The organism is Delftia sp. WSY_7 (genome assembly GCF_043104845.1).
Classification (GTDB): Bacteria; Pseudomonadota; Gammaproteobacteria; order Burkholderiales; family Burkholderiaceae_C; genus Comamonas; species Comamonas tsuruhatensis.
This window is the reverse complement of the sequence record NZ_JBICLB010000005.1, coordinates 283,025-304,247: the sequence shown is the minus strand read 5'-3', so window position 1 is coordinate 304,247 and position 21,223 is coordinate 283,025. Positions and strand designations below refer to the sequence as shown.

General features: G+C 67.1%; 18 protein-coding genes. 8 read left to right on the top strand and 10 right to left on the bottom strand.

Annotated elements, in window-relative coordinates; translation table 11 throughout:
* Positions 1-24 precede the first annotated feature (24 nt).
* On the top strand, positions 25-1,500 hold the full coding sequence (locus ACF8ME_RS02740; RefSeq protein WP_392415130.1) for a glutamate synthase subunit beta: 1,476 nt from the start codon (positions 25-27) through the stop codon (positions 1,498-1,500).
* Positions 1,501-1,710: 210 nt separating this feature from the next.
* Here ACF8ME_RS02740 and tatC read toward each other — a convergent pair whose 3' ends face one another.
* The 10 genes from tatC to galE form a co-directional block, all read right to left on the bottom strand.
* Positions 1,711-2,535 carry a twin-arginine translocase subunit TatC gene (tatC, locus tag ACF8ME_RS02735; RefSeq protein WP_016445558.1) on the bottom strand — a complete coding sequence of 275 codons (825 nt, stop codon included), beginning with the start codon at positions 2,533-2,535 and terminating at the stop codon, positions 1,711-1,713.
* A gap of 150 nt (positions 2,536-2,685) precedes the next feature.
* A complete protein-coding gene (gene tatB / locus ACF8ME_RS02730) occupies positions 2,686-3,183 on the bottom strand; it encodes a Sec-independent protein translocase protein TatB (protein WP_392415128.1) in 498 nt (165 codons plus the stop codon).
* A gap of 21 nt (positions 3,184-3,204) precedes the next feature.
* Positions 3,205-3,444 carry a Sec-independent protein translocase subunit TatA gene (tatA, locus tag ACF8ME_RS02725; protein WP_016445560.1) on the bottom strand — a complete coding sequence of 80 codons (240 nt, stop codon included), beginning with the start codon at positions 3,442-3,444 and terminating at the stop codon, positions 3,205-3,207.
* A 155-nt stretch (positions 3,445-3,599) separates the two neighbouring features.
* Positions 3,600-3,962, bottom strand: a complete 363-nt coding sequence (locus ACF8ME_RS02720) for a histidine triad nucleotide-binding protein (protein WP_016445561.1) — start codon at positions 3,960-3,962, stop codon at positions 3,600-3,602.
* Between the two features lie 42 nt (positions 3,963-4,004).
* Positions 4,005-5,036 carry a patatin-like phospholipase family protein gene (locus ACF8ME_RS02715; protein ID WP_392415126.1) on the bottom strand — a complete coding sequence of 344 codons (1,032 nt, stop codon included), beginning with the start codon at positions 5,034-5,036 and terminating at the stop codon, positions 4,005-4,007.
* 19 nt (positions 5,037-5,055) lie between these two features.
* Positions 5,056-5,448, bottom strand: a complete 393-nt coding sequence (locus ACF8ME_RS02710) for a membrane protein (RefSeq protein ID WP_013800783.1) — start codon at positions 5,446-5,448, stop codon at positions 5,056-5,058.
* A complete protein-coding gene (locus tag ACF8ME_RS02705; protein WP_016445563.1) occupies positions 5,445-5,858 on the bottom strand; it encodes a phosphoribosyl-ATP diphosphatase in 414 nt (137 codons plus the stop codon). Before ACF8ME_RS02705 ends, ACF8ME_RS02710 begins: the two co-directional genes overlap by 4 nt.
* On the bottom strand, positions 5,855-6,253 hold the full coding sequence (gene hisI, locus ACF8ME_RS02700) for a phosphoribosyl-AMP cyclohydrolase (RefSeq protein WP_174538852.1): 399 nt from the start codon (positions 6,251-6,253) through the stop codon (positions 5,855-5,857). The genes ACF8ME_RS02705 and hisI overlap by 4 nt, the downstream gene beginning before the upstream one ends.
* Positions 6,254-6,497: 244 nt before the next feature.
* Positions 6,498-7,298, bottom strand: coding sequence for an imidazole glycerol phosphate synthase subunit HisF (gene hisF / locus ACF8ME_RS02695; protein ID WP_013800786.1), 801 nt, complete (start codon positions 7,296-7,298; stop codon positions 6,498-6,500).
* Between the two features lie 76 nt (positions 7,299-7,374).
* Entirely contained in the window at positions 7,375-8,385 is a 1,011-nt protein-coding gene (gene galE / locus ACF8ME_RS02690) for a UDP-glucose 4-epimerase GalE (protein WP_392415124.1), read from the bottom strand.
* A 235-nt stretch (positions 8,386-8,620) separates the two neighbouring features.
* On the opposite strand from galE, the gene ACF8ME_RS02685 reads away from it, so the two are divergent.
* The 7 genes from ACF8ME_RS02685 to pelG are packed head-to-tail and all read left to right on the top strand — an operon-like array spanning position 8,621 to position 21,166.
* Positions 8,621-11,440 (top strand): bifunctional glycoside hydrolase 114/ polysaccharide deacetylase family protein, encoded by a 2,820-nt coding sequence (locus tag ACF8ME_RS02685; protein ID WP_392415122.1) that lies wholly within the window; start codon positions 8,621-8,623, stop codon positions 11,438-11,440.
* A complete protein-coding gene (locus ACF8ME_RS02680) occupies positions 11,406-15,245 on the top strand; it encodes a tetratricopeptide repeat protein (protein WP_392415120.1) in 3,840 nt (1,279 codons plus the stop codon). Before ACF8ME_RS02685 ends, ACF8ME_RS02680 begins: the two co-directional genes overlap by 35 nt.
* A gap of 25 nt (positions 15,246-15,270) precedes the next feature.
* The gene (locus ACF8ME_RS02675) at positions 15,271-15,822 is read left to right on the top strand and encodes a transporter (RefSeq protein WP_043822266.1); all 552 of its coding nucleotides are present in this window, start codon (positions 15,271-15,273) and stop codon (positions 15,820-15,822) included.
* 23 nt (positions 15,823-15,845) lie between these two features.
* Positions 15,846-17,225, top strand: coding sequence for a PelD GGDEF domain-containing protein (locus ACF8ME_RS02670; protein WP_392415118.1), 1,380 nt, complete (start codon positions 15,846-15,848; stop codon positions 17,223-17,225).
* On the top strand, positions 17,218-18,240 hold the full coding sequence (locus ACF8ME_RS02665) for a hypothetical protein (protein ID WP_392415116.1): 1,023 nt from the start codon (positions 17,218-17,220) through the stop codon (positions 18,238-18,240). Before ACF8ME_RS02670 ends, ACF8ME_RS02665 begins: the two co-directional genes overlap by 8 nt.
* Positions 18,237-19,793: a GT4 family glycosyltransferase PelF gene (gene pelF, locus ACF8ME_RS02660; protein WP_392415114.1), complete on the top strand. Its 1,557-nt coding sequence runs from the start codon at positions 18,237-18,239 to the stop codon at positions 19,791-19,793. Before ACF8ME_RS02665 ends, pelF begins: the two co-directional genes overlap by 4 nt.
* The gene (gene pelG / locus ACF8ME_RS02655) at positions 19,793-21,166 is read left to right on the top strand and encodes an exopolysaccharide Pel transporter PelG (protein WP_392415112.1); all 1,374 of its coding nucleotides are present in this window, start codon (positions 19,793-19,795) and stop codon (positions 21,164-21,166) included. The genes pelF and pelG overlap by 1 nt, the downstream gene beginning before the upstream one ends.
* Positions 21,167-21,223 lie beyond the last annotated feature (57 nt).

The following is a 21,223-nucleotide window of genomic DNA, read 5'->3' as shown; positions in this document are numbered from 1 at the left end:
CCCCACACATCAGGACAACGAATCATGGGAAAGACCACCGGCTTCATGGAATATGAGCGCCTCGAGGAGGGCTACGCGCCCGTCGTCGAGCGCGTGAAGCACTACAAGGAATTCGTCATCGGCCTCGATGACAGCCAGGCCAAGATCCAGGGCGCGCGCTGCATGGACTGCGGCACGCCGTTCTGCAACAACGGCTGCCCGGTCAACAACATCATTCCGGACTTCAACGACCTGGTCTTCCACGGCGGCTGGAAGAGCGCCAGCGCCGTGCTGCACAGCACCAACAACTTCCCCGAGTTCACCGGCCGCATCTGCCCCGCCCCCTGCGAGGCCGCCTGCACCCTGAACATCAACGACGACGCCGTGGGCATCAAGTCCATCGAGCATGCCATCATCGACCGTGCCTGGGCCGAAGGCTGGGTCAAGCCGCTGCCCAGCAGCCGCAAGACCGGCAAGAAGGTGGCCGTGGTCGGCGCCGGCCCCGCAGGCCTGGCGGCCTCGCAGCAGCTGGCCCGCGCCGGCCACGATGTGACGCTGTTCGAGAAGAACGACCGCGTGGGCGGCCTGCTGCGCTACGGCATTCCCGACTTCAAGATGGAGAAGTCGCACATCGACCGCCGCGTCGAGCAGCTCGTGGCCGAAGGCGTCAAGATCCGTACCGGCGTGCTGGTGGCGGGCAAGGACGGCCTGGGCGAAGACTCCAAGGTCACCAACTGGGCCAAGGAAACCGTCAGCCCCGAGCAGCTCATGGCCGAGTTCGACGCCGTGCTGCTGACCGGCGGTGCCGAGCAGTCGCGCGACCTGCCCGTGCCCGGCCGCGAACTCAAGGGCATCCATTTCGCCATGGAGTTCCTGCCGCAGCAAAACAAGGTCAACGCCGGCGACAAGCTCAAGGGCCAGCTGCGGGCCGATGGCAAGCATGTCATCGTCATCGGCGGCGGCGACACCGGCTCCGACTGCGTGGGCACCAGCAACCGCCATGGCGCCGTCAGCGTGACCCAGTTCGAGCTGATGCCCATGCCGCCCGAGCAGGAGAACAAGCCCCTGGTCTGGCCCTACTGGCCGATCAAGCTGCGCACCAGCTCCAGCCACGAGGAAGGCTGCGAGCGCGAGTTCGCCATCGCCACCAAGGAGTTCATCGGCGAGAAGGGCCAGGTCACGGCCGTCAAGACCGTGCGCATCGAAATGAAGGATGGCAAGATGGTCGAGGTGCCCGGCAGCGAGCAGGTGCTCAAGGCCGACCTGGTGCTGCTGGCCATGGGCTTCGTCAGCCCCGTGCAGGCCGTGCTCGATGCCTTTGGCGTGGACAAGGACGCACGCGGCAACGCCAAGGCCACCACCGACTTCACGGGCGGCTACGCCACCAGCGTGCCCAAGCTCTTCGCCGCCGGCGACGTGCGCCGCGGCCAGTCCCTGGTGGTCTGGGCCATCCGCGAAGGCCGCCAGGCCGCTCGCTCCATTGACGAGTTCCTCATGGGCACGTCCGACCTGCCTCGGTGAGATGCCAACCCCGGAAGGGGCTTGGCCATGGACAAAGAAAAAGCCCTTGGTGATGAACCAAGGGCTTTTTATTACAGACTCCTCGTGTTTCAGCGTAGGCCCTTGAAACTGGCGCGCCCTAAAGCGAGGGACACCGAGGAAGGGCCTGGGCCGGCCGCGCCGCCCCGCACCGAGGGTGTCGTCCCCCTCTGGGGGAGGGCGCGAAGCGACTCAGGGGGAGGGTTTATCCTCTGCCGGCTTGTCCACTGCGGTGCCGGGCTCGGCTTCTTCTTCCGGCGCCTTGGAGACGCGGCTGAACCAGCCGGCGCCCAGGATGCCGATCTCGTAAAGAATGCACATGGGCACGGCCAGGGCCAGCTGGGAGATCACGTCGGGCGGCGTGACCACGGCGGCGATGATGAAGGCCACCACGATGAAATAGCCGCGGAAGGACTTGAGCTTGGCGATGTCCACCAGGCCGAAGCGCACCAGCAGCATGACCACGATGGGCACCTGGAAGGCCAGGCCAAAGGCCAGGTACAGCGACAGGATGGCCTCCACATACGATGCAATGTCCGGCGTGGCCGCCACGCTGTCCGGGGTGAAGCCCTGGATGAAGGCGAACATCTTGTCGAGCACGAAGAACTGCACGAAGGCGATGCCGATATAGGCCAGCAGGCTGCCGAAGATGATCAGCGGCAGCGCAAAGCGCTTTTCATGGCTGTACAGGCCGGGCGCCACGAAGGCCCACATCTGGTACATGATCCAGGGCAGCACGGCCAAGATGCCCACCATCATCAGTACCTTGAGCGGCACGAAGAAGGGGGTGAACACGCCGACTGCGATGAGCTTGGCATCGGGCGGCATGTGGGCCTTGATCGGGTGGGCGATGAAGTCGATCAGCCCGTTGGGGCCGGGCCATACGGCCAGCACGGCGATCGCCAGACCGATGCCGTAGATGCAGTAGAGCAGGCGGTCGCGCAGCTCCATCAGGTGCTGGACGAAAGGCTGCTCGGTGCCTGCCAGCTCGTCGTCTTTAGGTGGAATGTCGGACATGGTGCGAAACCGCGGCGGGCCGCAAGGGCGTCCACGGACCTGGTATGAAAAGCAGAAAGCCCGACGGATCGGGCAGGGTGGGGCGATGGCGGGTGCCCGGGTGGCAGAGGCTGGGCCGGTTGCCTCGTGGCCCGCTGCGCGCCAGCATCTTCAGCGGGACTTCTGGGGACGAAAGCGCGCCACGCGCGCCGCGCCCGACTGCGCCTTGGTGCGCACGCCGGCCCGGGCCTTGTACCACTGGGGCACGGCAGCACGCTTGAGGCGCCAGTTCTTGCCCGGGTGGCGGTAGGCCGGCGCCACGGCGCTGTACGTATCGCTGTCCGAGCTGTAGGAAGAGGAGTCGTACGAGGAAGACGTGCCGTTGAGCGATGCCGTGGACTCGTTCCAGTCCTTCTCGAAATTGGCGGCCGAAGTGTGGATGGACTGCTCGACGTCACGCGCCGCGCCTTCCACCGTGTCCTTCATCTTGCGCAACTCGTCGAGTTCCATCGAACGGTTGACCTCGGCCTTCACATCGGAGACGTAGCGCTGGGCCTTGCCCAGCAGGGTACCGACGGTGCGCGCCACGCGCGGCAGCTTCTCGGGGCCGATGACCACGAGAGCCACGGCGCCGATCAGCGCCATCTTGGACAGACCGATATCAAACATGGAGGCTTGGCGTGCGGAGCATCAGCTCTTTTGCTTGGCTTCGACGTCGATGGTGGCCTTGTCGGTGGCTGTCTGGCCTGCAACCTGGCCAGGGGCAGCTGCGGGGGTGTCGGTGGAGGTCGAGCCGTCCTTCACACCGTCCTTGAAGCCCTTGACTGCACCGCCAAGGTCGGAACCGATGTTCTTCAGCTTCTTGGTTCCGAACACCAGAACCACGATGGCCAGGACGATCAGCCAATGCCAGATGGAAAACGAGCCCATGAGAATCTCTCCTAAGAATTGCAGATCATTTTAGACGCCGGGCCATGGCGGCAGTTCGCAAGGCCCCACAAAAGCCGTTCGGCCGGCGCATGTACGCAGAAGTCGCAAGCAAGAGGCGGGCCATCTTGCGCGCAAGCCTGCGTCCAGCAAAGGCTTCAGCCCTTCAGCCAGGGGCGGGGGCCGCCCATGACATGGATGTGCAGATGGTGGACTTCCTGTCCGCCCTCGGTGCCGGTGTTGACCACCAGACGGAAACCGCCATCGGGATACGGATTGCAGCCTTGCTCGGCGGCCAGGCGGGGCGCCAGCACCATCATGCGGCCCAGCAGCGCAGCGTCGTCGGCCTGGACCTGGGCCATGGAGGGGATGTGCTTCTTGGGCACCATCAGAAAGTGGATGGGCGCGCCGGGATGGATGTCATGGAAGGCGAAGACTTCATCGTCCTCATAGACCTTGCGGGAAGGGATCTCGCCTTTGATGATGCGGCAAAACAGGCAGTTCGGGTCGTGGTCGTGCATGGCGCTACGGGAGTCCTGGGAAGCTGGCGGTGGATCGAAAAATCAGGGTGAATTGTCGTTGATGTGCAGTGTCTGGCGCACGCCGATGTCGCTGCGGTGCTGCTGGAGCCAGTGCTGCCCCTGCTCGCGCCCCAGCTCGAACAGCTCGCGCACGAAACGCATGTCGGAGCGCGTCTTGGTCGAGGCGCCGTAGCCCTTGAGTACCGCGCCGCCGTCCACGCGGTGCAGCAGCACCTTTTTGTAGCGTGCCGGGTCCAGCTTGCCCTGCTCCAGCAGGCGCTTGACGAACTCGATGGCGCGCAGCTCGGACAGCAGGCCGGCGTTGAAGGTGACCTCGTTCATGCGGTCCATGATGTCGGCCGCCGTGTTGGGCAGGTCGGTGTGCTCGATGGGATTGATCTGCACCAGCAGGATGTCGCTGGACGCCGTGCCGTAGATCAGGGGATACAGGGCGGGATTGCCCGAGAAACCGCCGTCCCAGTAAGGCTCGCCATCGATTTCCACGGCCTTGAACAGCTGGGGCAGGCAGGCCGAAGCCATGACCGCGTCGGCACTGAGCCTTCTGCCCGAGAAGATGCTTCCCCGGCCCGTGCGCACATTGGTGGCGCAGACAAAGACCTTGGGCACCACGCCCTCCACGGGCGGACGCGTCAGCGCCTCGAAATCCACGACCCGTTCGAGCAGCTTGCGCAGCGGGTTGATGTCCAGCGGGTTGGTCTGGTAGGGCGAGAAGAACTGGTTGAGCACGCCCATGAAGGGGCTGCCCGGCAATGGCGCGCCCCACATCAGGCTGCCCATGGTGCCCACGCCTTCCCACAGTTCGGTCAGCGAGGCGCGGGCCAGCTCGGCCCCCAGCGCCTGGGCGGCCACCGGATCGCTTTCCTGGCGTGCAGCCTTGGCAAAGCCCTGGGCCAGGGCCACTGCATTCATGGCCCCGGCGCTGGTGCCGCTGATGCCGTCGAAGACAAGGCTGCCGTCTTCCAGCAGCGCATCGAGCACGCCCCAGGTCAGGGCGCCGTGCGAGCCCCCGCCCTGCAGGGCGAGGTTGATCTTGCAGGTCGGGGTGGAGGACATGGCGGGCGGGCCGGCGGCTTCAGCGGTCCACGGCCTGGTTGCGGTTCATGGCGACCATGCCGCGCACGATGCGGTACAGGAACCAGATGGAGATCACCGTCCAGGCGATCCAGCCGGGCACGAAGAACAGCAGCCACAGCGGTGCCGTGACCAGGTACAGGATGCCGGCCCAGATCACGCTGCGGATGCGCCACGAGAAATGGTTGGCCATCCAGCTGCCTTCGGCGTCGCCGCGCTTGACCAGGTCGATGATCAGGGCGATCACCAGCAGCGCGATGCTGGGCTGGGCGCCGGGCACGACGGCGGCCACGGCCACCACCAGGTGCAGCAGGTAGCTGACCCAGCCCCAGGCCTTGAGGCCTTCGATGCGGGACTGGTCCAGGGCACGGACTTCGATGTAATCGTCATTCATGGCAGCGGTCCTTTCTCGTTCACATCACGTTCCTGGGCCTTGCGCAGCGCCTTTTCCTCGATGCCGCTGGTGCCTTCGCGGCGCTCCAGCTCGGCAACGACCTGGGCGGGCGTCAGGCCATAGTGGGCCAGGGCGATCATGCTATGGAACCACAGATCGGCCACTTCGTAGAGGATTTTGCCGGCGTCCCCGCCATGGTCTGCGTCCTTGGCGGCCATGACCACTTCGGTGGCCTCTTCGCCGATCTTCTTCAAAAAGGCATCCGGGCCCTTGTGCAGCAGGCGGGCGACGTAGCTCTTGTCGGGGTCGCCGCCGTTGGCGGGCTTGCGGCTTTCGATGACGGCGGCCAGGCGCGCCAGGGCGTCCTGCGAGGAAGTGCTTGCGGTGTCGTTCATGTTCGTGGAATTCATTTGTAGATCGATTCGGGGTCTTTCAAGACCGGATCGACGGCCTGCCACTGGCCATCGCGCAGCACGCTGTAGAAGCAGCTGTGGCGCCCCGTGTGGCAGGCAATGCCGGGCTCGTGGCCGGTCTGGGTGATCTTGAGCAGGACCACGTCGTTGTCGCAGTCGATGCGCACCTCGTGCACGGTCTGCACGTGGCCCGATTCCTCGCCCTTGAACCACAGCTTGTTGCGCGAGCGGCTGAAATAGACGGCGCGGCCCAGCTCGGCCGTCTTGGCCAGGGCCTCGCGGTTCATCCAGGCGAACATCAGCACGTCGCCCGTGTCCTTTTCCTGCGCGATCACGGGCACCAGGCCCTGCGCATCCCATTTGACTTGATCTAGCCAGTTCATTGCCTGCATTGTGAATATCCTGGGTTGGAATCCCTGTGACAGCATTGTCAGGAATTGCCTGGATTGAAAATACACCCCCTGAGTCGCTTCGCGCCTTCCCCCTCTCTCGCTGCGCGGGAGGGAGACGACAGCCTTGCTGCGGGGCGGCCCTTGCTCGCTGTCCCTGGTCCCTTGGGCCGCGCCGGTTTCATGGGTTGTGGGCGGCGCGAGCGCCATGGAAAACTGAAATGAAGGAGTCCGCCGACGCGCCGTATCAGAGGCGCACGGGCACGCCGCGCTCGGCCATGCGCTGCTTGGCCTGGCCCACGGTGAATTCGCCATAGTGGAAGATGCTGGCGGCCAGCACGGCGTCGGCGCCGCCCAGGGTCACGCCATCGGCCAGGTCGTCCAGCGAGCCCACGCCGCCGGAGGCGATCACGGGCACGGGCACGGCGTCGCTGACGGCGCGCGTGAGCTTCAGGTCGAACCCGGACTTGGTGCCGTCGCGGTCCATGCTGGTCAGCAGGATCTCGCCCGCGCCGCGGCGCGCCATCTCGGCGGCCCACTGCACGGCGTCCAGGCCGGTGTTCTTGCGTCCGCCGTGGCTGTAGACATCCCAGCCGGGGCCGGCGGCGCGGCCGTCGGCGCCGATGCGCTGCTCGTCTTCGGCGGTGCGGCGCTTGGCGTCGATGGCCACGACGATGCACTGCGCGCCGTACTTGTCGGAGGCCGCATTGATCACATCGGGGTTGGCGATGGCGGCCGAGTTGAAGCTGGTCTTGTCGGCGCCCGCGTTGAGCAGGCGGCGCACGTCCTCGACGGTGCGCACGCCACCGCCCACGGTCAGCGGAATGAAGACCTGGCTGGCCACCGATTCGATGATGGGCAGGATCAGGTCTCGGCCATCGCTGGTGGCCGTGATGTCCAGGAAGGTAAGCTCGTCCGCGCCCTGGGCGTTGTAGCGCGCGGCGATCTCCACCGGGTCGCCCGCATCGCGCAGCTCCACGAAGTTCACGCCTTTGACGACGCGCCCTCCCGTGACGTCAAGACAGGGGATGATGCGTTTGGCAAGCATGGGCAGACTCGTGGCTAGGGCGTGAAACAAGGGCGAAAAGATACCACGCCCTCGGCGTCCGCAGGCGCTGCGGGGTTCAGCGCTTGAGACCTGCGGCCTGGCTTTGCCAGCGCCATGCGTCCTCGCACATGCGGTCCAGGTCCAGCATGGCCTTCCAGCCCAGCAGGCGCTCGGCCTCCGCGGGGTCCGCCCAGCACTGGGCCACGTCGCCGGGGCGGCGCGCCACGATCTGGTAGGGCACGGGGCGGCCGCTGGCGCGCTCGAAGGCCTTGACCATCTCCAGCACCGAGACAGGGCGCCCCGTGCCCAGGTTCACGGTCAGCAGGCCCTGCTGCTCGCGCAGATAGCGCAGCGCCGCCAGGTGGCCGCGCGCCAGGTCGGTGACGTGGATGTAGTCGCGCACGCCCGTGCCGTCCGGCGTCGCATAGTCATCGCCATAGACACTGAGCTGCTGGCGCTGGCCGATGGCGACCTGCGACACATAGGGCATGAGGTTGTTGGGGATGTCGCGCGGGTCCTCGCCGATCAGGCCGCTTTCATGGGCGCCCACGGGGTTGAAGTAGCGCAGCCGTGCCAGGCTCCACTGGCCGGGCTCGGCCCGGTCCAGGTCGGCCAGCATTTCCTCGATCCACAGCTTGCTGCGGCCGTAGGGGTTGGTGGCGGACAGCGGAAAGTCTTCGCGGATCGGCAGGCTGGCCGGATCGCCGTAGACCGTGGCCGAGGAGGAGAACACCAGGCTGCGCACGCCCGCCGTCCGCATGGCCTGCAGCAGGGCCACCGTGCCGCCCACGTTGTGTTCGTAGTAGCGCAGCGGCTGGGCCACGGACTCGCCCACGGCCTTGAGCGCGGCGAAGTGGATCACCTCGCGGATGGAGTGCTCGGCAAACAGCCGATCCAGCGCGGTGCGGTCGCGCACGTCGCCCTCGACGCACAGCGGGCGCCGGCCCGTGATGCGTTCCATGCGTTCGAGCACATCGGGGCTGCTGTTGCTGAAGTTGTCGTAGATCAGGTAGGGCTCGCCCGCAGCGGCGAGTTCCACGCAGGTATGCGAGCCGATGAAGCCGGCGCCGCCTGTGACCAGGATCATGAATACCTTTCATTGGTGATTTTTCTGCCTGCCTAGTATCGCCATAACCCAGCTTCCCCCAGGCTTCAAGGGCGACGAGCACAAAAGTAGGGAGAAGACACGTTTGCAGACAAAAACCGGTATGCTCGCGCCCGCATTTCGTCGGACTGACGATAGCTTTTATCAAATCGACTAGAAATTTGATGTACAAAAACTATGAATTGACCGTGCGTGGCCACACCCCGAGGAGAAGGCCGTGAACGCTTTCCTGCGAACCTGCCTTTTTTGCTGGGGGCTGTTGTGCGGCTGGGCGGTGCAGGCCGCCGAGCCAGCGGTTGCCGTCTATTACGGGAACAAGGCCTCGCTCAGTGAACTGAGCCTCTACGACATAGCTGTCGTGGAGTCGGGCCACGGCTACGACCCCGTTCAATTCCGCAAGCAGGCTCCGGGCAGCGAACTCTACGCATATGCCTCCGTGGCCGAGGTGCTGCCCGAGCGCGCCTACTTCAGCAAGATTCCCGAGGCCTGGAAGATGGCGCGCAACGGCGCCTGGCAGTCCATCGTCCTGGACCAGACGCCCGCGCAGTGGCCCGCCTTCTTTGCCGACGAGGTGATCGCACCGCTGTGGAAGCAGGGCTTTCGCGGCTTCTTCCTGGACACGCTGGACTCCTACCGCCTGGCCGCGAATTTCGACGAAAAGGCCCAGCAGGACGGCCTGGTGCGCGTCATCGAGACGCTGCACCAGCGCTACCCCGGCATCCGCCTGATCCTGAACCGGGGCTTCGAGATCGTGCCGCGCGTGAGGGACAAGGTACAGATGGTGGCGGCCGAGTCGCTGTTGCGGGGCTGGGATGCCAGCCTCAAGCGCTATGTGGACGTGCCCGAGAAAGACCGCGAATGGCTGCTGCAGCAACTGCAGACCATCCGCGAGCGCGACCGCCTGCCGGTGCTGTCCATCGACTACGTGGCCCCGCACGACCGGGATGCCACGCGCGAGACGGCCCGCCGCATTGCGCAGCTGGGCATCATTCCGTGGGTTTCCGATGCCGGGCTGCAGACCTTGGGCATAGGCCAGGTGGAGGCGGTGGCGCGCAGGGTGTTGATTCTCTACAACGGTGCCGACTATCCGTCCATCAACGGCGCATCGGCGCACCGCTTCCTGGAAATGCCCATCAACTACATGGGCTACGTTGCCGACTACGCCGATGTGCGCGAGCCCCTGCCCGAAGGCGTGTCGCGCGACCGCTATGCCGGCGTGGTGAGCTGGTTCGGCGGCGCGGTGCCCGAGATGCGGGCCAAAAGCGTGCGGCAGTGGCTGGCCAACCAGGTGCAGCAGGGCATGCCGCTGCTGGTGCTCAATACGCTGGGCCTGTCCCAGGACCGCACCATGTCGGCCGCCCTGGGCACGCGCAGCACGGAAGCGGCACCCGTGTTCCCGCTGCGGCGTGCCGAGCAGGCGCCGCTCATGGGGTTCGAGATACCGCCGGCCGAGCCCGCGCACGACTACGAAGGCTGGGAGTTCACGCCGCAGATGGCCAAGGGCAGCCGCGAGCTGCTGTCCTTCGACGACAAGCGGGGGCGCCGCTTCGTGTCGGCCGCCATCACGCCCTGGGGCGGCTTTGCGCTCATGCCCTATGTGGTGGTGAGCATGCCGGGTACCGACCAGTCGCGCTGGGTGATCGACCCCTTCGCGCTGCTGCGCGAGGCGCTGCGCCTGCAGGACTTTCCGGCGCCCGACGTCACCACCGAGAACGGCCGCCGCCTGCTGCTGGCCCATGTGGACGGGGACGGCTTTCCCTCCAAGGCCGAGCTGCCGGGCACGCCGTTCGCCGGTGAAGTGCTGCGCCGCGAGATCCTGGAGCGCTACAGGATTCCGCACACCATCTCGGTCATCGAGGCCGAAGTCTCGCCGCAGGGCCTGTATCCGCAGTGGGCCGACCAGCTGGAGGGCATTGCCAAGCGCATCTTCGCCATGCCCCATGTCGAGATCGCCAGCCATTCCTATTCCCATCCCTTCTTCTGGGAGCCCGGGGCAGCGCCCGACGGGGATGACAGCAAGGAGGTGAACCTCAACCTCCACATCCCCGGCTACCAGATGGACATGAACCGGGAGATCAATGGCTCGGTCGACTACATCCGCAAGCGCCTGGCGCCGCCCGGCAAGCCGGTGGACGTGTTCCTGTGGACCGGCAACACGGCGCCCAGCGCCGAGGCCCTGGCCATCTCCGACGCGGCGGGACTGCTCAACATGAATGGCGGCGACACGGCCATCACGCGCAGCAATCCCTCGCTGACGGAGGTGCGCAGCTGGGGCCTGCGCAAGGGCGGCCATCTGCAGATCTATGCGCCCGTCACCAACGAGAACATCTACACCAACCTCTGGCACGGGCCGTTCTACGGCTTCGAGCGCGTCATCGAAACCTTCGAGATGACCGACGCGCCCCGGCGCATGAAGGCCGTGGACATCTACTACCACTCCTACTCCGCCAGCAAGCAGGCCAGCATCAAGGCCCTGCACAAGGTCTACCAGTGGGCGCTGGCGCAGCGGCTGAACCCGGTCTACAGCTCCGAGTACATCCGCAAGGTGCAGGATTTCTACGAATTCGCCATCGGCCGCGACGCGCAGGGCTGGCGCCTGCGGGGCCCGGGCCAGTTGCGCACGCTGCGCATGCCGCCCGGCATGGCCCTGCCGTCCATGGCTGCCAGCCGCGGCATCGCCGGCTATGCCAAGGGCACGGACGGCAACTACCTTCACCTGGCCGGCGGCGCCGGATACCTGGTGCAGCAGGATGCCGCAGGCGCGGCCGCCTCCGCGGCGCGTCCCTATCTGGTGGATGCCAATGCCCGGCTCACGCAATGGCTGCCCCAGGCCGATGGCGGCGTGCGCTTGACCCTGCAGGGCCATGTGCCGCTGGAGCTGCGCATGCACCTGCCGTCCGGCTGTGCGCTGAGTTCCCTGAACGCCGCCAATCCCCTCATTGCCATGGCGGGTGCCGATACGGGCAGCTCCAACCTCCGTTCCTTCAGAAGTACCCATCACAGTGTTGAACTCCAAGCGCAATGCCGGGGGCTCTGAGCGCCCCGTCACGGTTCCCTTCTGGCTGATCGTGCTGCTGGCGGTACTGATCGGCGGTGCCCTGTGGATGCTGTTTCCCAAGCAGGATCTGGAGCGCCGGCTCTCCGTCACCGGAGATGATTCCGAGCTGTCCTACAACTACCTGAGCAACCTGCTCAAGAGCGACCCGGGCAATGAAAACCTGCGCGCCCTGCTCAAGGCCAAGGAGGAGCGCCTGAAAGCCATCAAGCTGGCGCGCGAAGAGGCAGCCAAGCAGGCGCTGCCCAGCGCCGCCGTCCAGGCCTGGGAGCGCTGGCAGGCCGCCTACCAGAACTATCTGGAGGCGCAAAAGCAGGACCATCGCGCCGGAGGGCAGGCCGATGCCCTGGCGCTCCAGGTGATGCAGGCGCTCAAGGAGGTCCCGCTGGCGGGTCTGACCCAGGAGCAGGCGCTGTACCTGGCCTCTTCGGCGCTGGTACTCAAGGACGCACCGCTGGCCCTGGGCATCTACGACGACGTGGCAGAGCGCCAGGCCGATCCCGCGCGCAAGGCGCAGGTCTATGAGTCCGCTGCGCGGCAGGCGCTGGGCATGTCGCTGTACGAGGAATCGGCGCGGCTGCTGCGCCAGGCCAGCGCCACGACCGAAGACGTCCAGCAGTCGCGCGCCTACCTCTGGCAGGCCCTGCAGGTGCTGCAGTCCGGCAACCGTGCCAGCGAAGCGCTGGCGCTGGCGCGCCAGCAGGAAGAACTGTTGGGCAGCGACCCGGAAACGCTGCGAAGGCTCATCGGCCTGGCGCGCGCGGCCGGCAACCGGGCCGAGGCTGAGCGCTATGCCAAGCGGCTGCTGCAGCTGTCGCTGCTGCAGCAATGGCAGACGCAGGTGGCCGGGGCTTCGGGTGTCGGTCCGGACCCGGTTGCCGACGACGGCGCCTGGGCGCTGCAGCCCGTGGCCTGGACCGCCCCGGGCTGGCGCATGCTGCGCACGGCCGATCCCGTGCGCAAGCCGCCGCCGGGCCTGCCCTTTGACGACAAGACCTACCTGCTGGGCTACGAGGTGTTCCTCGAAAACCGCAACCTGGAAGATGCCTGGCGCGTGGCCACGGCCGCCGTGCGCCAGGCGCCGCAGGACATGGCCTGGCGCGAACGCCTGGCCCAGGTGTCCGAATGGATGGGACAGCAGCAGCAGGCCCTGGACAACTGGCTGGTCATTGCGCAGAACACGGGGAGCGAGGATGCCTGGAGGACGGTGATGCGCCTGGCGCCGGGCCTGTTCGACGACCGCGCCCTGATTGCCGGCCTGCGCCACCAGCTGAGCCGCCGTCCCCAGGATGCCGCGCTGCAGCAGGCTCTGGTCCAGGCCTACGAGCGCCAGGCCGAGCCCGGCGAGGCCATCGACTATCTGCAAAAGCACGGCAGCACGCCGCAGTCGCAGATCCTGCTGGCCCAGCTGGCCGAACGCGCAGGCCGGTCGCAACTGGCGCTGCAGGCCTGGAAGCGTGTGCTTGCCGATCCCGAGCAGCGCACGCCGGCCCACGCCATGCCCGCCGCCGTGCTCGCGCTGCTGCAGGGCGAGCCGGCGCTGGGTCTGCGCTGGCTGGAGGATGCGCAGACGCGCATTCCCGCCGGCATGCAGGACGAGGGCGAGTACTGGCGCCTGCTGGGCGACCTGGCCCAGGACCAGCGCCAGGAAGCACTGACGCTGAAGGCCTACCGCCGCCTGCTGCAGACGCCGCACGCCGGCATCAGCGACTACGACGAGGTGATACGCCTGCTGCAGCGCGCCGACCGGCGCGAGGCGGCCCGGATGTCCCTGCACGCCTGGGAGCAGTTCCATGACGTGCGCCATCTGACGCAGGCCTTTTACCTGCTGGAGGACCTGGAGGACTGGACCCAGATCGGCAGCCAGGTCGAACGCATCTTGGCCGACCCGGCCCTGGTCAAGCGCCTGCAGGGCCAGCCCACCTTCTTCCAGATACTGGGCGCCTACTACCAGCGCACGGCGCAATCGAAAAAGGCCATGGAGGCCTTCGAGAAGGGCCTGGCGCTGGACCCCGGCTCCACGCCGCTGCGCCAGGGCCTGATGTGGCTGCTGATCGACACGCAGAATGCGGCGGCCCTCAAGCTGCTGCTGGCGGCGGCCGAGCCTGTCTGGGCGCGCGATGCCGACATGCACGGCGCCCTGGCGGCGGCCTACATGACGCTGTCGCGCCCCGCCGTTGCGCTGGAACGCTATCTGAAGCCGCATCGCGCCGAGCATGCCGACGACTTCCTGTGGATGATGCAGTACGCCGACGCGCTGGAGCAGAACCAGCAGGCCGATCGGGCCTGGAGCCTGAGGCAGCAGCTGTGGACGCGCGAGAAGGTGCGGGCACGCGCCCAGGACGGCGCAGCGGCCCTGGCCGCCCGCAAATGGCTGACGGCCGAGGGGCTGGACGAGGTTCAGCGCCAGGCCCGCAGCCGGCTCATGCTCTTTCATACGCAGGGCGATGCCGAATTCGCCCTGATGCGCGAGCTGCTGCGCATGGACCTGGAAGACGGGCGCCGCGAGCATTCCGCCGCCGCGGCCGAGCTGGCCATTGCCTGGCTGCAGGAGCGCGGCGAGTACCAGGCCGAGCGTGGTTACCTGTGGCAGCAGTACGCACGCAGCCGCAGCAAGAGCGCCAGCTCGCCGCTGTGGGCCGAGATCACGGTGGCCCTGGCGGAAAAGGATGTGGCCCAGGCCGGGCAGCTGCTGCAGCGCCATGACGAGGCGCTGCCGCGCTATGACCGCATCAACGCGGCAGCCATGGTCGGCGATGTGCGGCTGGCGCAGACGGCGGCCTTCGAGAACATGGCCGACCAACCCGACGACGATCCCCTGCACCTGGCGCTGACCGAGCAGCTGCTGGCCTTCAGCGACTACGGCGGCCTGCAACTGCGCAACCGCCGCATGGACGCCATCGACGAGCAGGTCTCCCGACTGCGCTGGCATGTGGGCCTGAACCCCCGCTGGGCGCTGGACCTGGATGCCGAGGACGTGCGCCGCACGGTCAACAAAAACACCCTGGTGCGCGGCCCCTCGCAGGAGCGGGGCATCGGCCTGCGCCTGACGCGCAAGACGCAGTCGGCCTCCAGCGAATTCATGCTGGGCCGGCGCGAAAGCCTGGAGGGCTACACGCCCATGCAGTTCACGCAGACCTACAACGTGGACAGCCGCTGGAGCCTGCAGGCATCACTGGGCCGGCACCTGGCCACGCAGGAAACGCTGGCCATGCGCATGGGCGGCATGAAGGACCGCGTGTCGCTGGGCAGCAGCTACCAGCTCTCGCGCCTGGACCAGATCACGCTGGAGCTGGCATCGGAGCGCTACCGCGTGCAAAGCGGCGCACGCGTGGGCTCCGGCAACCATGCGACGCTGCAATACCTGCACACCTACCGCAGCGAGGCGCCCACCCTGCAGTTCGGCGCCTTCACCTCCTGGCACCGCTACAGCCGCAGCGACCCGGCGCTGCTGCAGGGCCGGGATGCGGCCATCCTGGGTTACCTGCCGCCGTTCAACGATCCCACCATCGACTATCTGCTGCCGCGCAGTTTCCGCTTCTCGGGCCTGCAGATGATGTTCAACACGGGCTACGAGCAGCAGTACACGCGTGCGCTGCGGCCATACGCCAGCCTGGCCCTGACGCACCACAGCGTCAACGGCGCGGGCTACGAGCTGGGCATGGGCCTGGCCACCAGCCTGTTCGGCGTGGACCACCTCGCGCTGGGCCTGAATCTGTCCAAGTCGGGCATCAACACCGTGGGCAATACCCGCGAGCTGTTGCTGACCTACCGCCTCCACTACTGATCCGAAGACTTCAAGGAGCCTCTCCATGACACACCGCACCACTTTCGCCTCCCGCCTTCGCGTGCTCACGGGTATTGCCCTTGTCGGCCTGCTGTCTGCCTGCTCGACCATCGACCGGGGCACGGCGCCCGCGCTGGAGACGAACGCCAGCTGGGCGGTGCTGCCCTTCGAGAACCACACCGAAACGCCCATGGCCGGCAACCGCGCCGCCGCCATTGCCACGGCGCTGATCAATGCGCGTGGCGTGGGCCAGGTCAAGCGCTACACGGGCGATGCACTGCAGGAAACCCTGTTCGACGGCCGCGAAGCCAAGCGCCGCGACGACGCCCTGGCCTGGGCGCGCGGCGAAGGCGTGCGCTATGCGCTGACGGGCGCGGTGGACGAATGGCGCTACAAGGTGGGCGTGGATGGCGAGCCGGCCGTGGGCGTGACCTTGGAGATCGTGGACGTGGGCACCGGCGCCACCGTGTGGAGCGGCGCGGGCGCGCAAAGCGGCTGGAGCCGCGAGGCCCTGGCCGCCGTGGGCCAGAAGCTGATCCGCAACCTGCTGGGCACAGGCCTGGCCAACGCCCGATAAGCGAATCCAGGGAACGACTCTTCATGCCAGACCAAGCCAGCACGCCCAAGGCGGCACCGCATTCCGCTGCACCGCGCCGCGCCGGCATTGCCGCGGAATTCAGAGGCTCGCCGCTGGGCCTGCTCGTGCAGACGAGCGCCAAGCCCTGGGTGGTGGTGGGCGAGACGCTGCTGCTGCCGGTGCTGGCCGTTTTGATCGGCATGTGGGCCAACCCGGACAACCCCCTGTGGGTGGAGTCCGAGTTCCCCTGGGCCTGGCTGGCGCCCGTGGTGGTGGCCCTGCGCTACGGGCCGGTGGCCGGTCTGTCGGCGGCCGGCGTGCTGCTGCTGGCCTGGCTGGGCGTCAACCAGCGGGATCTGTCGCTGTTTCCCGAACAGTATTTCCTGGGCGGCCTGATCCTGGTCATGGTCGTGGGCGAGATCTCCAGCCTCTGGCGCGCACGCATACGCCGCGCGCGCACGGCGCAGAACTACATGGACCAGCGCACCGAGCAGTTGATCCGCCAGCATTACCTGCTGCGCCTGTCGCATGACCGGCTGGAGCAGGAGCTCATAGGCCGCCCCGTGTCCATGCGCGATGCCATCAACGTGCTCAGCGGCCTCAGTGGCGCCGAGGGCGATGCGCAAAGCCTGCTCAACCTGCTGTCGCGCTTCAGCCAGATCAGCGTGGCCAGCCTGGTGCCCGTGCGCAATGAGGTGCTGGACCCCACGCCCATTGCCCAGCTGGGGGGCGAGCGGCCCATCCATGTCCACGATCCGCTGGTGCGCCAGGCGCTGGACAGCCATGTGCTGTGCCATGTCTCGCAAAGCATGGCGGAGGGCCAGCAGACGCAGTACATCGTCGTGGCGCCCATGCTGGACCTGGAGGGCGAGATCTACGGCCTGCTGCTGGTCGAGGAAATGCCTTTCTTCGCATTGCAGGAAGAGGCGCTGCAGACCATCAACCTGCTGCTGGGCTACTACACGGACAGCGTGGCCGCCAACAGCTTGGCGGCGCCGCTGCTGCAGGCCTATCCCGATTGCCCGCCGCATTTCGCGTTCGAGCTGCAGCGCATGGAGCATGTCAACCGCAGCGCGCGCCTGAGCAGCGTGGTGGTGGCGCTGGAGCTGTCGCCCTCGGCTGTGCAGGCCCAGATGGCCCAGCAGATCATGCGGCTGGAGCGCATGCTGGACCGCTCCTGGCTGCAGGAAAGCGATGGCCGGCAACTGCTGGCCATCTTCATGCCGCTGGGCACCAACGCCACGGCCGAGGGCTACCTGAACCGCATCGAGGGCTGGCTGGCCCAGCGCAGCGTGGCCTCGCTGGCCGATGCGGGCATCTTCCCGCGCACCATCTTGCTGGACCGCTGCTCGGCCAGCAGCGTGCTGGAGCGGCTCCATCAGATGGGGCAGGGCCATGCTTAACCTCAAGCTGGCCTTGGGCGCGCTGGCCGCGGAAATTGCTTCCTGGAGCAGCCTGTGGCTGCTGCGCAGCCAGTCGGACGCGGCCCTGCTGGGCTATCTCACGGCCCACGGGCTGGCCAGCGGCCTGCTGGCGCTGTGCCTGGCGCCCTTCCTGGCCACCTCGGCCAAGTCGGTGCGCCAGCGCCTGGCCCTGGTGGCGCTGTTGGGGCTGTTTGCCTATGCCGTGCCGGTGGCCGGCATTTTGGGCGCCGTGGTCGCCACCATTGCGCTGCACACCCAGCGCGGCCCGCGTGGCGGCCCGCGTTTTCCGGTGATGCCCCTGCCCGATTTCGACCCGCACCAGCAGGCCAGCACCAGCCGCCGCCAGGCGGGCCTGCAGTCCTTCCTGGCCAATCCCAATGTGCCGGTCGCCTCGCGCATGCGGGCGATGGTGGCGCTGGGCAGCGTGCCGGGGCGCATTGCCTCGCCCATGCTGCGCACGGCGCTGGGCGATTCCAGCGAAGACCTGCGCCTGCTGGCCTACAGCATGCTGGACGCCAAGGAGCGCGAGATCAGCAAGACCATCCACCAGGAGCTGCAGCTGTTCGAGCATGCCCGCCAGTCTGAGGGCGATGCGCCCTACGGGCCGCGTGGCCTGCAGGCGGCGCGGGCGCTGACCGACCTCTACGCGGAGCTGGTCTACCAGGGCGTGGCGCAGGGCGATGTGCGCGACCACGCCATCAAGCAATCCCTGCACTACTGCGACCTGGTGCTCGCACAGCGGCCCGACAACGCCTTGCTGCTGCTGCGCCGTGGCCGGCTGCTGCACATGCAGGGCAGGGCGGTGGAGTCGCTGGCCTGCTATGAGCGCTCGCTGGCGCTGGGCATGGAGCCGGCACGCGTCGTGCCATACCAGGCCGAGCTGCTGTTCGATCGGCGCGAATTCGCCAAGGCGCAGGCCCTGATGCGTTCGCTGGACATCGAGCAAGCCCTGCCGCGCCTGAAGCCCAGCATCCGCTACTGGAGTGCCTCATGAGCCGTGCGAGCCAGTTCCCCACGGCGGCCGATGCGGACATCGCGCTGCTGCTGGAAGGCACTTTCCCCTATGTCAGCGGTGGTGTGTCCAGCTGGGTCAACCAGATCCTGCAGGCCTATCCCGAGCACCGCTTTGCCATCGTCTTCCTGGGCAGCCGGCGCGAGGACTATGGCGATTTCCGCTACGCACTGCCGCCCAACGTGGTGCACTTCGAGCAGCACTACCTGTTTGACGCGCTGCACTCCAATATCCAGCCCGCCCCTTCGCGCGGCCATCCCGAAGCCCTGGCCAAGGCCCGGGAATTCCTGGGCGCGCTGGAGGCGCATGACGGCAGTGCCGAAAGCCGGGCCAAGGTGCTGGCGGCCATGCGCTCCATTGCGCTGGAGCTGCAGCCCGGCGGCAGCCTGCCGCTGGAGGATTTCCTGCACAGCGAATACGCCTGGGACCTGATCCGCGACAGCTACCGGCGCCACTGCACCGACCCGTCGTTCGTGGACTTCTTCTGGACCGTGCGCATCATGCTGCAGCCGCTGTGGCTGATGGCGCGCATCGCCCACGGGCTGATTCCGGTGCGCGTGCTGCATACGGTCTCCACGGGCTATGCGGGATTTCTGGGCGGCCTGCTGCACCATGCGCGCGGCCTGCCGCTGGTGCTGTCCGAGCATGGCATCTACACGAAAGAGCGCCAGATCGACCTGCTGCAAAGCTCCTGGATCCGCGACAACCGCAACATCTTCCAGCGCGACCCCATGGAGGTGTCGTTCTTCCGGCAGATGTGGATCCGGTTTTTCGACTGGATGGGGCGCTTTTGCTATGGCGCGGCCGACCCCATCATTGCGCTGTACGAGAACAACCGCCTGCGCCAGGTGGCCGATGGCGCGGCGGCAGAGCGCACGGTCAGCATTCCCAACGGCATCCGCATAGAGCGCTTTGCGCCGCTGCGCACCCAGCGGCCGGCCGAGACGCCGCCCGTGCTGTGCCTGATCGGCCGCGTGGTGCCCATCAAGGACATCAAGACCTTCATCCGCGCCATGCGCCGCGTGGTCAACCGGATGCCCCAGGCCCAGGCCTGGGTGGCCGGCCCCACGGCCGAAGACCCGGCCTATGCCGATGAATGCCAGAACCTCGTGGACAGCCTGGGCCTGCAGGCCAACGTACGCTTTCTGGGCATGCAGAAGGTGGAGGAGTTGCTGCCCAAGGTGGGCGTGGTCGTGCTGTCGTCCATCAGCGAGGCGCTGCCCCTGGTGATTCTCGAAGCACAGGCCGCCGGCGTGCCCGTGGTCAGCACCGACGTGGGCTCGTGCCGCCAGCTCATCGACGGGCTGGGGCCCGAGGACCAGGCCCTGGGCTCGTGCGGGCGCGTGGTCGGCATTGCCAACCCCGAGGCACTGGCCGATGCCTGCCTGGAACTGCTGGCATCGCCCGGGCAATGGCAGGCCGCCAGCGCGGCCGGGATTGCGCGCGTGGAGCGCTACTACTCCGACCGGCTGCTGTTCGAGCGCTACAGGCAGGTCTATGACAGGGCGCTGCAACAGTCCGAGGAAAAACACTGATGGCCGGCATTGGATTCGAACTGCGCCACCTGCTGCGCAAGAACACGCTGACCAGCGTGCTCCAGGCCTACGCCTATGCGGGCGTCATCGGCTCGGGGCCGTGGGTGTTCTCCATCATCGGCATCCTGCTGGTGGGGGTGTTCAGCGTCAGCGTGGTGGCGCCGCCGCTGCTGGTCACGCAGTTCCAGACCTCGGTCACCTACCTGGTGGCCAGCAGCCTGATCCTGACCGGGGCGGCGCAGCTGGCATTCACGCGCTTTGTCTCGGACCAGCTGTTCCTCAAGAAGGACGAGAGCATCCTGCCCAACCTGCATGGCCTGCTGCTGGTGGTCGTGGCCACTGCCAGCGCGCTGGGCACGCTGGCGCTTTTCGTGGTGCTGCCGGGCCAGGGCCTGCTGTACCGCGTGCTGATGCTGGCCGGCTTCACGCTGATGTGCGTGGTCTGGGTCATGACCGTGCTGCTGTCGGGCCTCAAGCACTACCGGGCCATTGCCGGGCTGTTCGGCGCCACCTACCTGCTCATCGTGCTGCTGGCGCTGCCGCTGCGGTACTGGGGGCTGGAAGGGCTGCTGGCCAGCTTCGTGATCGGCCACGTGCTGCTGCTGGCCGGCATGTGGCTGATCGTGCTGCGCAGCTTTCCGCTGCAAAAGCGCTGGATCGCCTTCGACTTCACGCAGCGCTCGCTGATCTTTCCGGCGCTGATCGCCATCGGCGTGCTCTACAACCTGGGCATCTGGATCGACAAGTTCATGTTCTGGTACTACCCGCCGACCTCGCAGCAGATCATCGGCGGGCTCAGGGCCTCGCTGATCTACGACCTGCCGGTGTTCCTGTCCTACCTGTCCATCATCCCGGGCATGGCGGTCTTTCTGGTGCGCATCGAGACCGACTTCGTCGAGTACTACGACAAGTTCTTCGATGCCGTGCGCGGCGGCGGATCGCTCGAGTACATCGAGTCCATGCGCAATGAAATGGTCTACGCCATCCAGGCGGGCCTGGGCGAGATCGCCAAGGTGCAGACGCTGGCCGTTCTCGTCACCCTGGTGGCCGGACCGGCCATCCTGCAGTTGCTGGGCATCTCCCAGCTGTACCTGCCGCTGCTGCATGTGCAGGTGGTCGGCGCCGGGCTGCAGGTGGGCGTGATGGCCGTGCTCAACGTGTTCTTCTATCTGGACGAGCGGCGCATCGTCTTCATGCTGTGCCTGCTGCTGGTGGTGCTGAACATCGCCTTCACGGGCATCTCGCTGGCGCTGGGCGCCGCGTTCTATGGCTACGGCTTTTGCCTGGCCATGCTGGTGACGCTGTGCGTGGGGCTGTACCTGCTCTCGCGCGAGCTCAACCGGCTCGAATACAAGACCTTCATGCTGCAGTGACCGGCAGGCATCTCTCGCCATTTGCCGATTTGCACGGTCTTGATCCAGCGTGTTGGC

What these genes read in the sequence shown, in the direction of transcription:
- ACF8ME_RS02740 (WP_392415130.1), top strand. Translation starts at nt 25, where the DNA reads ATGGGAAAGACCACCGGCTTCATGGAATATGAGCGCCTCGAGGAGGGC.
- tatC (WP_016445558.1), bottom strand. Translation starts at nt 2,535, where the DNA reads ATGTCCGACATTCCACCTAAAGACGACGAGCTGGCAGGCACCGAGCAG.
- tatB (WP_392415128.1), bottom strand. Translation starts at nt 3,183, where the DNA reads ATGTTTGATATCGGTCTGTCCAAGATGGCGCTGATCGGCGCCGTGGCT.
- tatA (WP_016445560.1), bottom strand. Translation starts at nt 3,444, where the DNA reads ATGGGCTCGTTTTCCATCTGGCATTGGCTGATCGTCCTGGCCATCGTG.
- ACF8ME_RS02720 (WP_016445561.1), bottom strand. Translation starts at nt 3,962, where the DNA reads ATGCACGACCACGACCCGAACTGCCTGTTTTGCCGCATCATCAAAGGC.
- ACF8ME_RS02715 (WP_392415126.1), bottom strand. Translation starts at nt 5,036, where the DNA reads ATGTCCTCCACCCCGACCTGCAAGATCAACCTCGCCCTGCAGGGCGGG.
- ACF8ME_RS02710 (WP_013800783.1), bottom strand. Translation starts at nt 5,448, where the DNA reads ATGAATGACGATTACATCGAAGTCCGTGCCCTGGACCAGTCCCGCATC.
- ACF8ME_RS02705 (WP_016445563.1), bottom strand. Translation starts at nt 5,858, where the DNA reads ATGAATTCCACGAACATGAACGACACCGCAAGCACTTCCTCGCAGGAC.
- hisI (WP_174538852.1), bottom strand. Translation starts at nt 6,253, where the DNA reads ATGCAGGCAATGAACTGGCTAGATCAAGTCAAATGGGATGCGCAGGGC.
- hisF (WP_013800786.1), bottom strand. Translation starts at nt 7,298, where the DNA reads ATGCTTGCCAAACGCATCATCCCCTGTCTTGACGTCACGGGAGGGCGC.
- galE (WP_392415124.1), bottom strand. Translation starts at nt 8,385, where the DNA reads ATGATCCTGGTCACAGGCGGCGCCGGCTTCATCGGCTCGCATACCTGC.
- ACF8ME_RS02675 (WP_043822266.1), top strand. Translation starts at nt 15,271, where the DNA reads ATGACACACCGCACCACTTTCGCCTCCCGCCTTCGCGTGCTCACGGGT.
- ACF8ME_RS02670 (WP_392415118.1), top strand. Translation starts at nt 15,846, where the DNA reads ATGCCAGACCAAGCCAGCACGCCCAAGGCGGCACCGCATTCCGCTGCA.
- ACF8ME_RS02665 (WP_392415116.1), top strand. Translation starts at nt 17,218, where the DNA reads ATGCTTAACCTCAAGCTGGCCTTGGGCGCGCTGGCCGCGGAAATTGCT.
- pelF (WP_392415114.1), top strand. Translation starts at nt 18,237, where the DNA reads ATGAGCCGTGCGAGCCAGTTCCCCACGGCGGCCGATGCGGACATCGCG.
- pelG (WP_392415112.1), top strand. Translation starts at nt 19,793, where the DNA reads ATGGCCGGCATTGGATTCGAACTGCGCCACCTGCTGCGCAAGAACACG.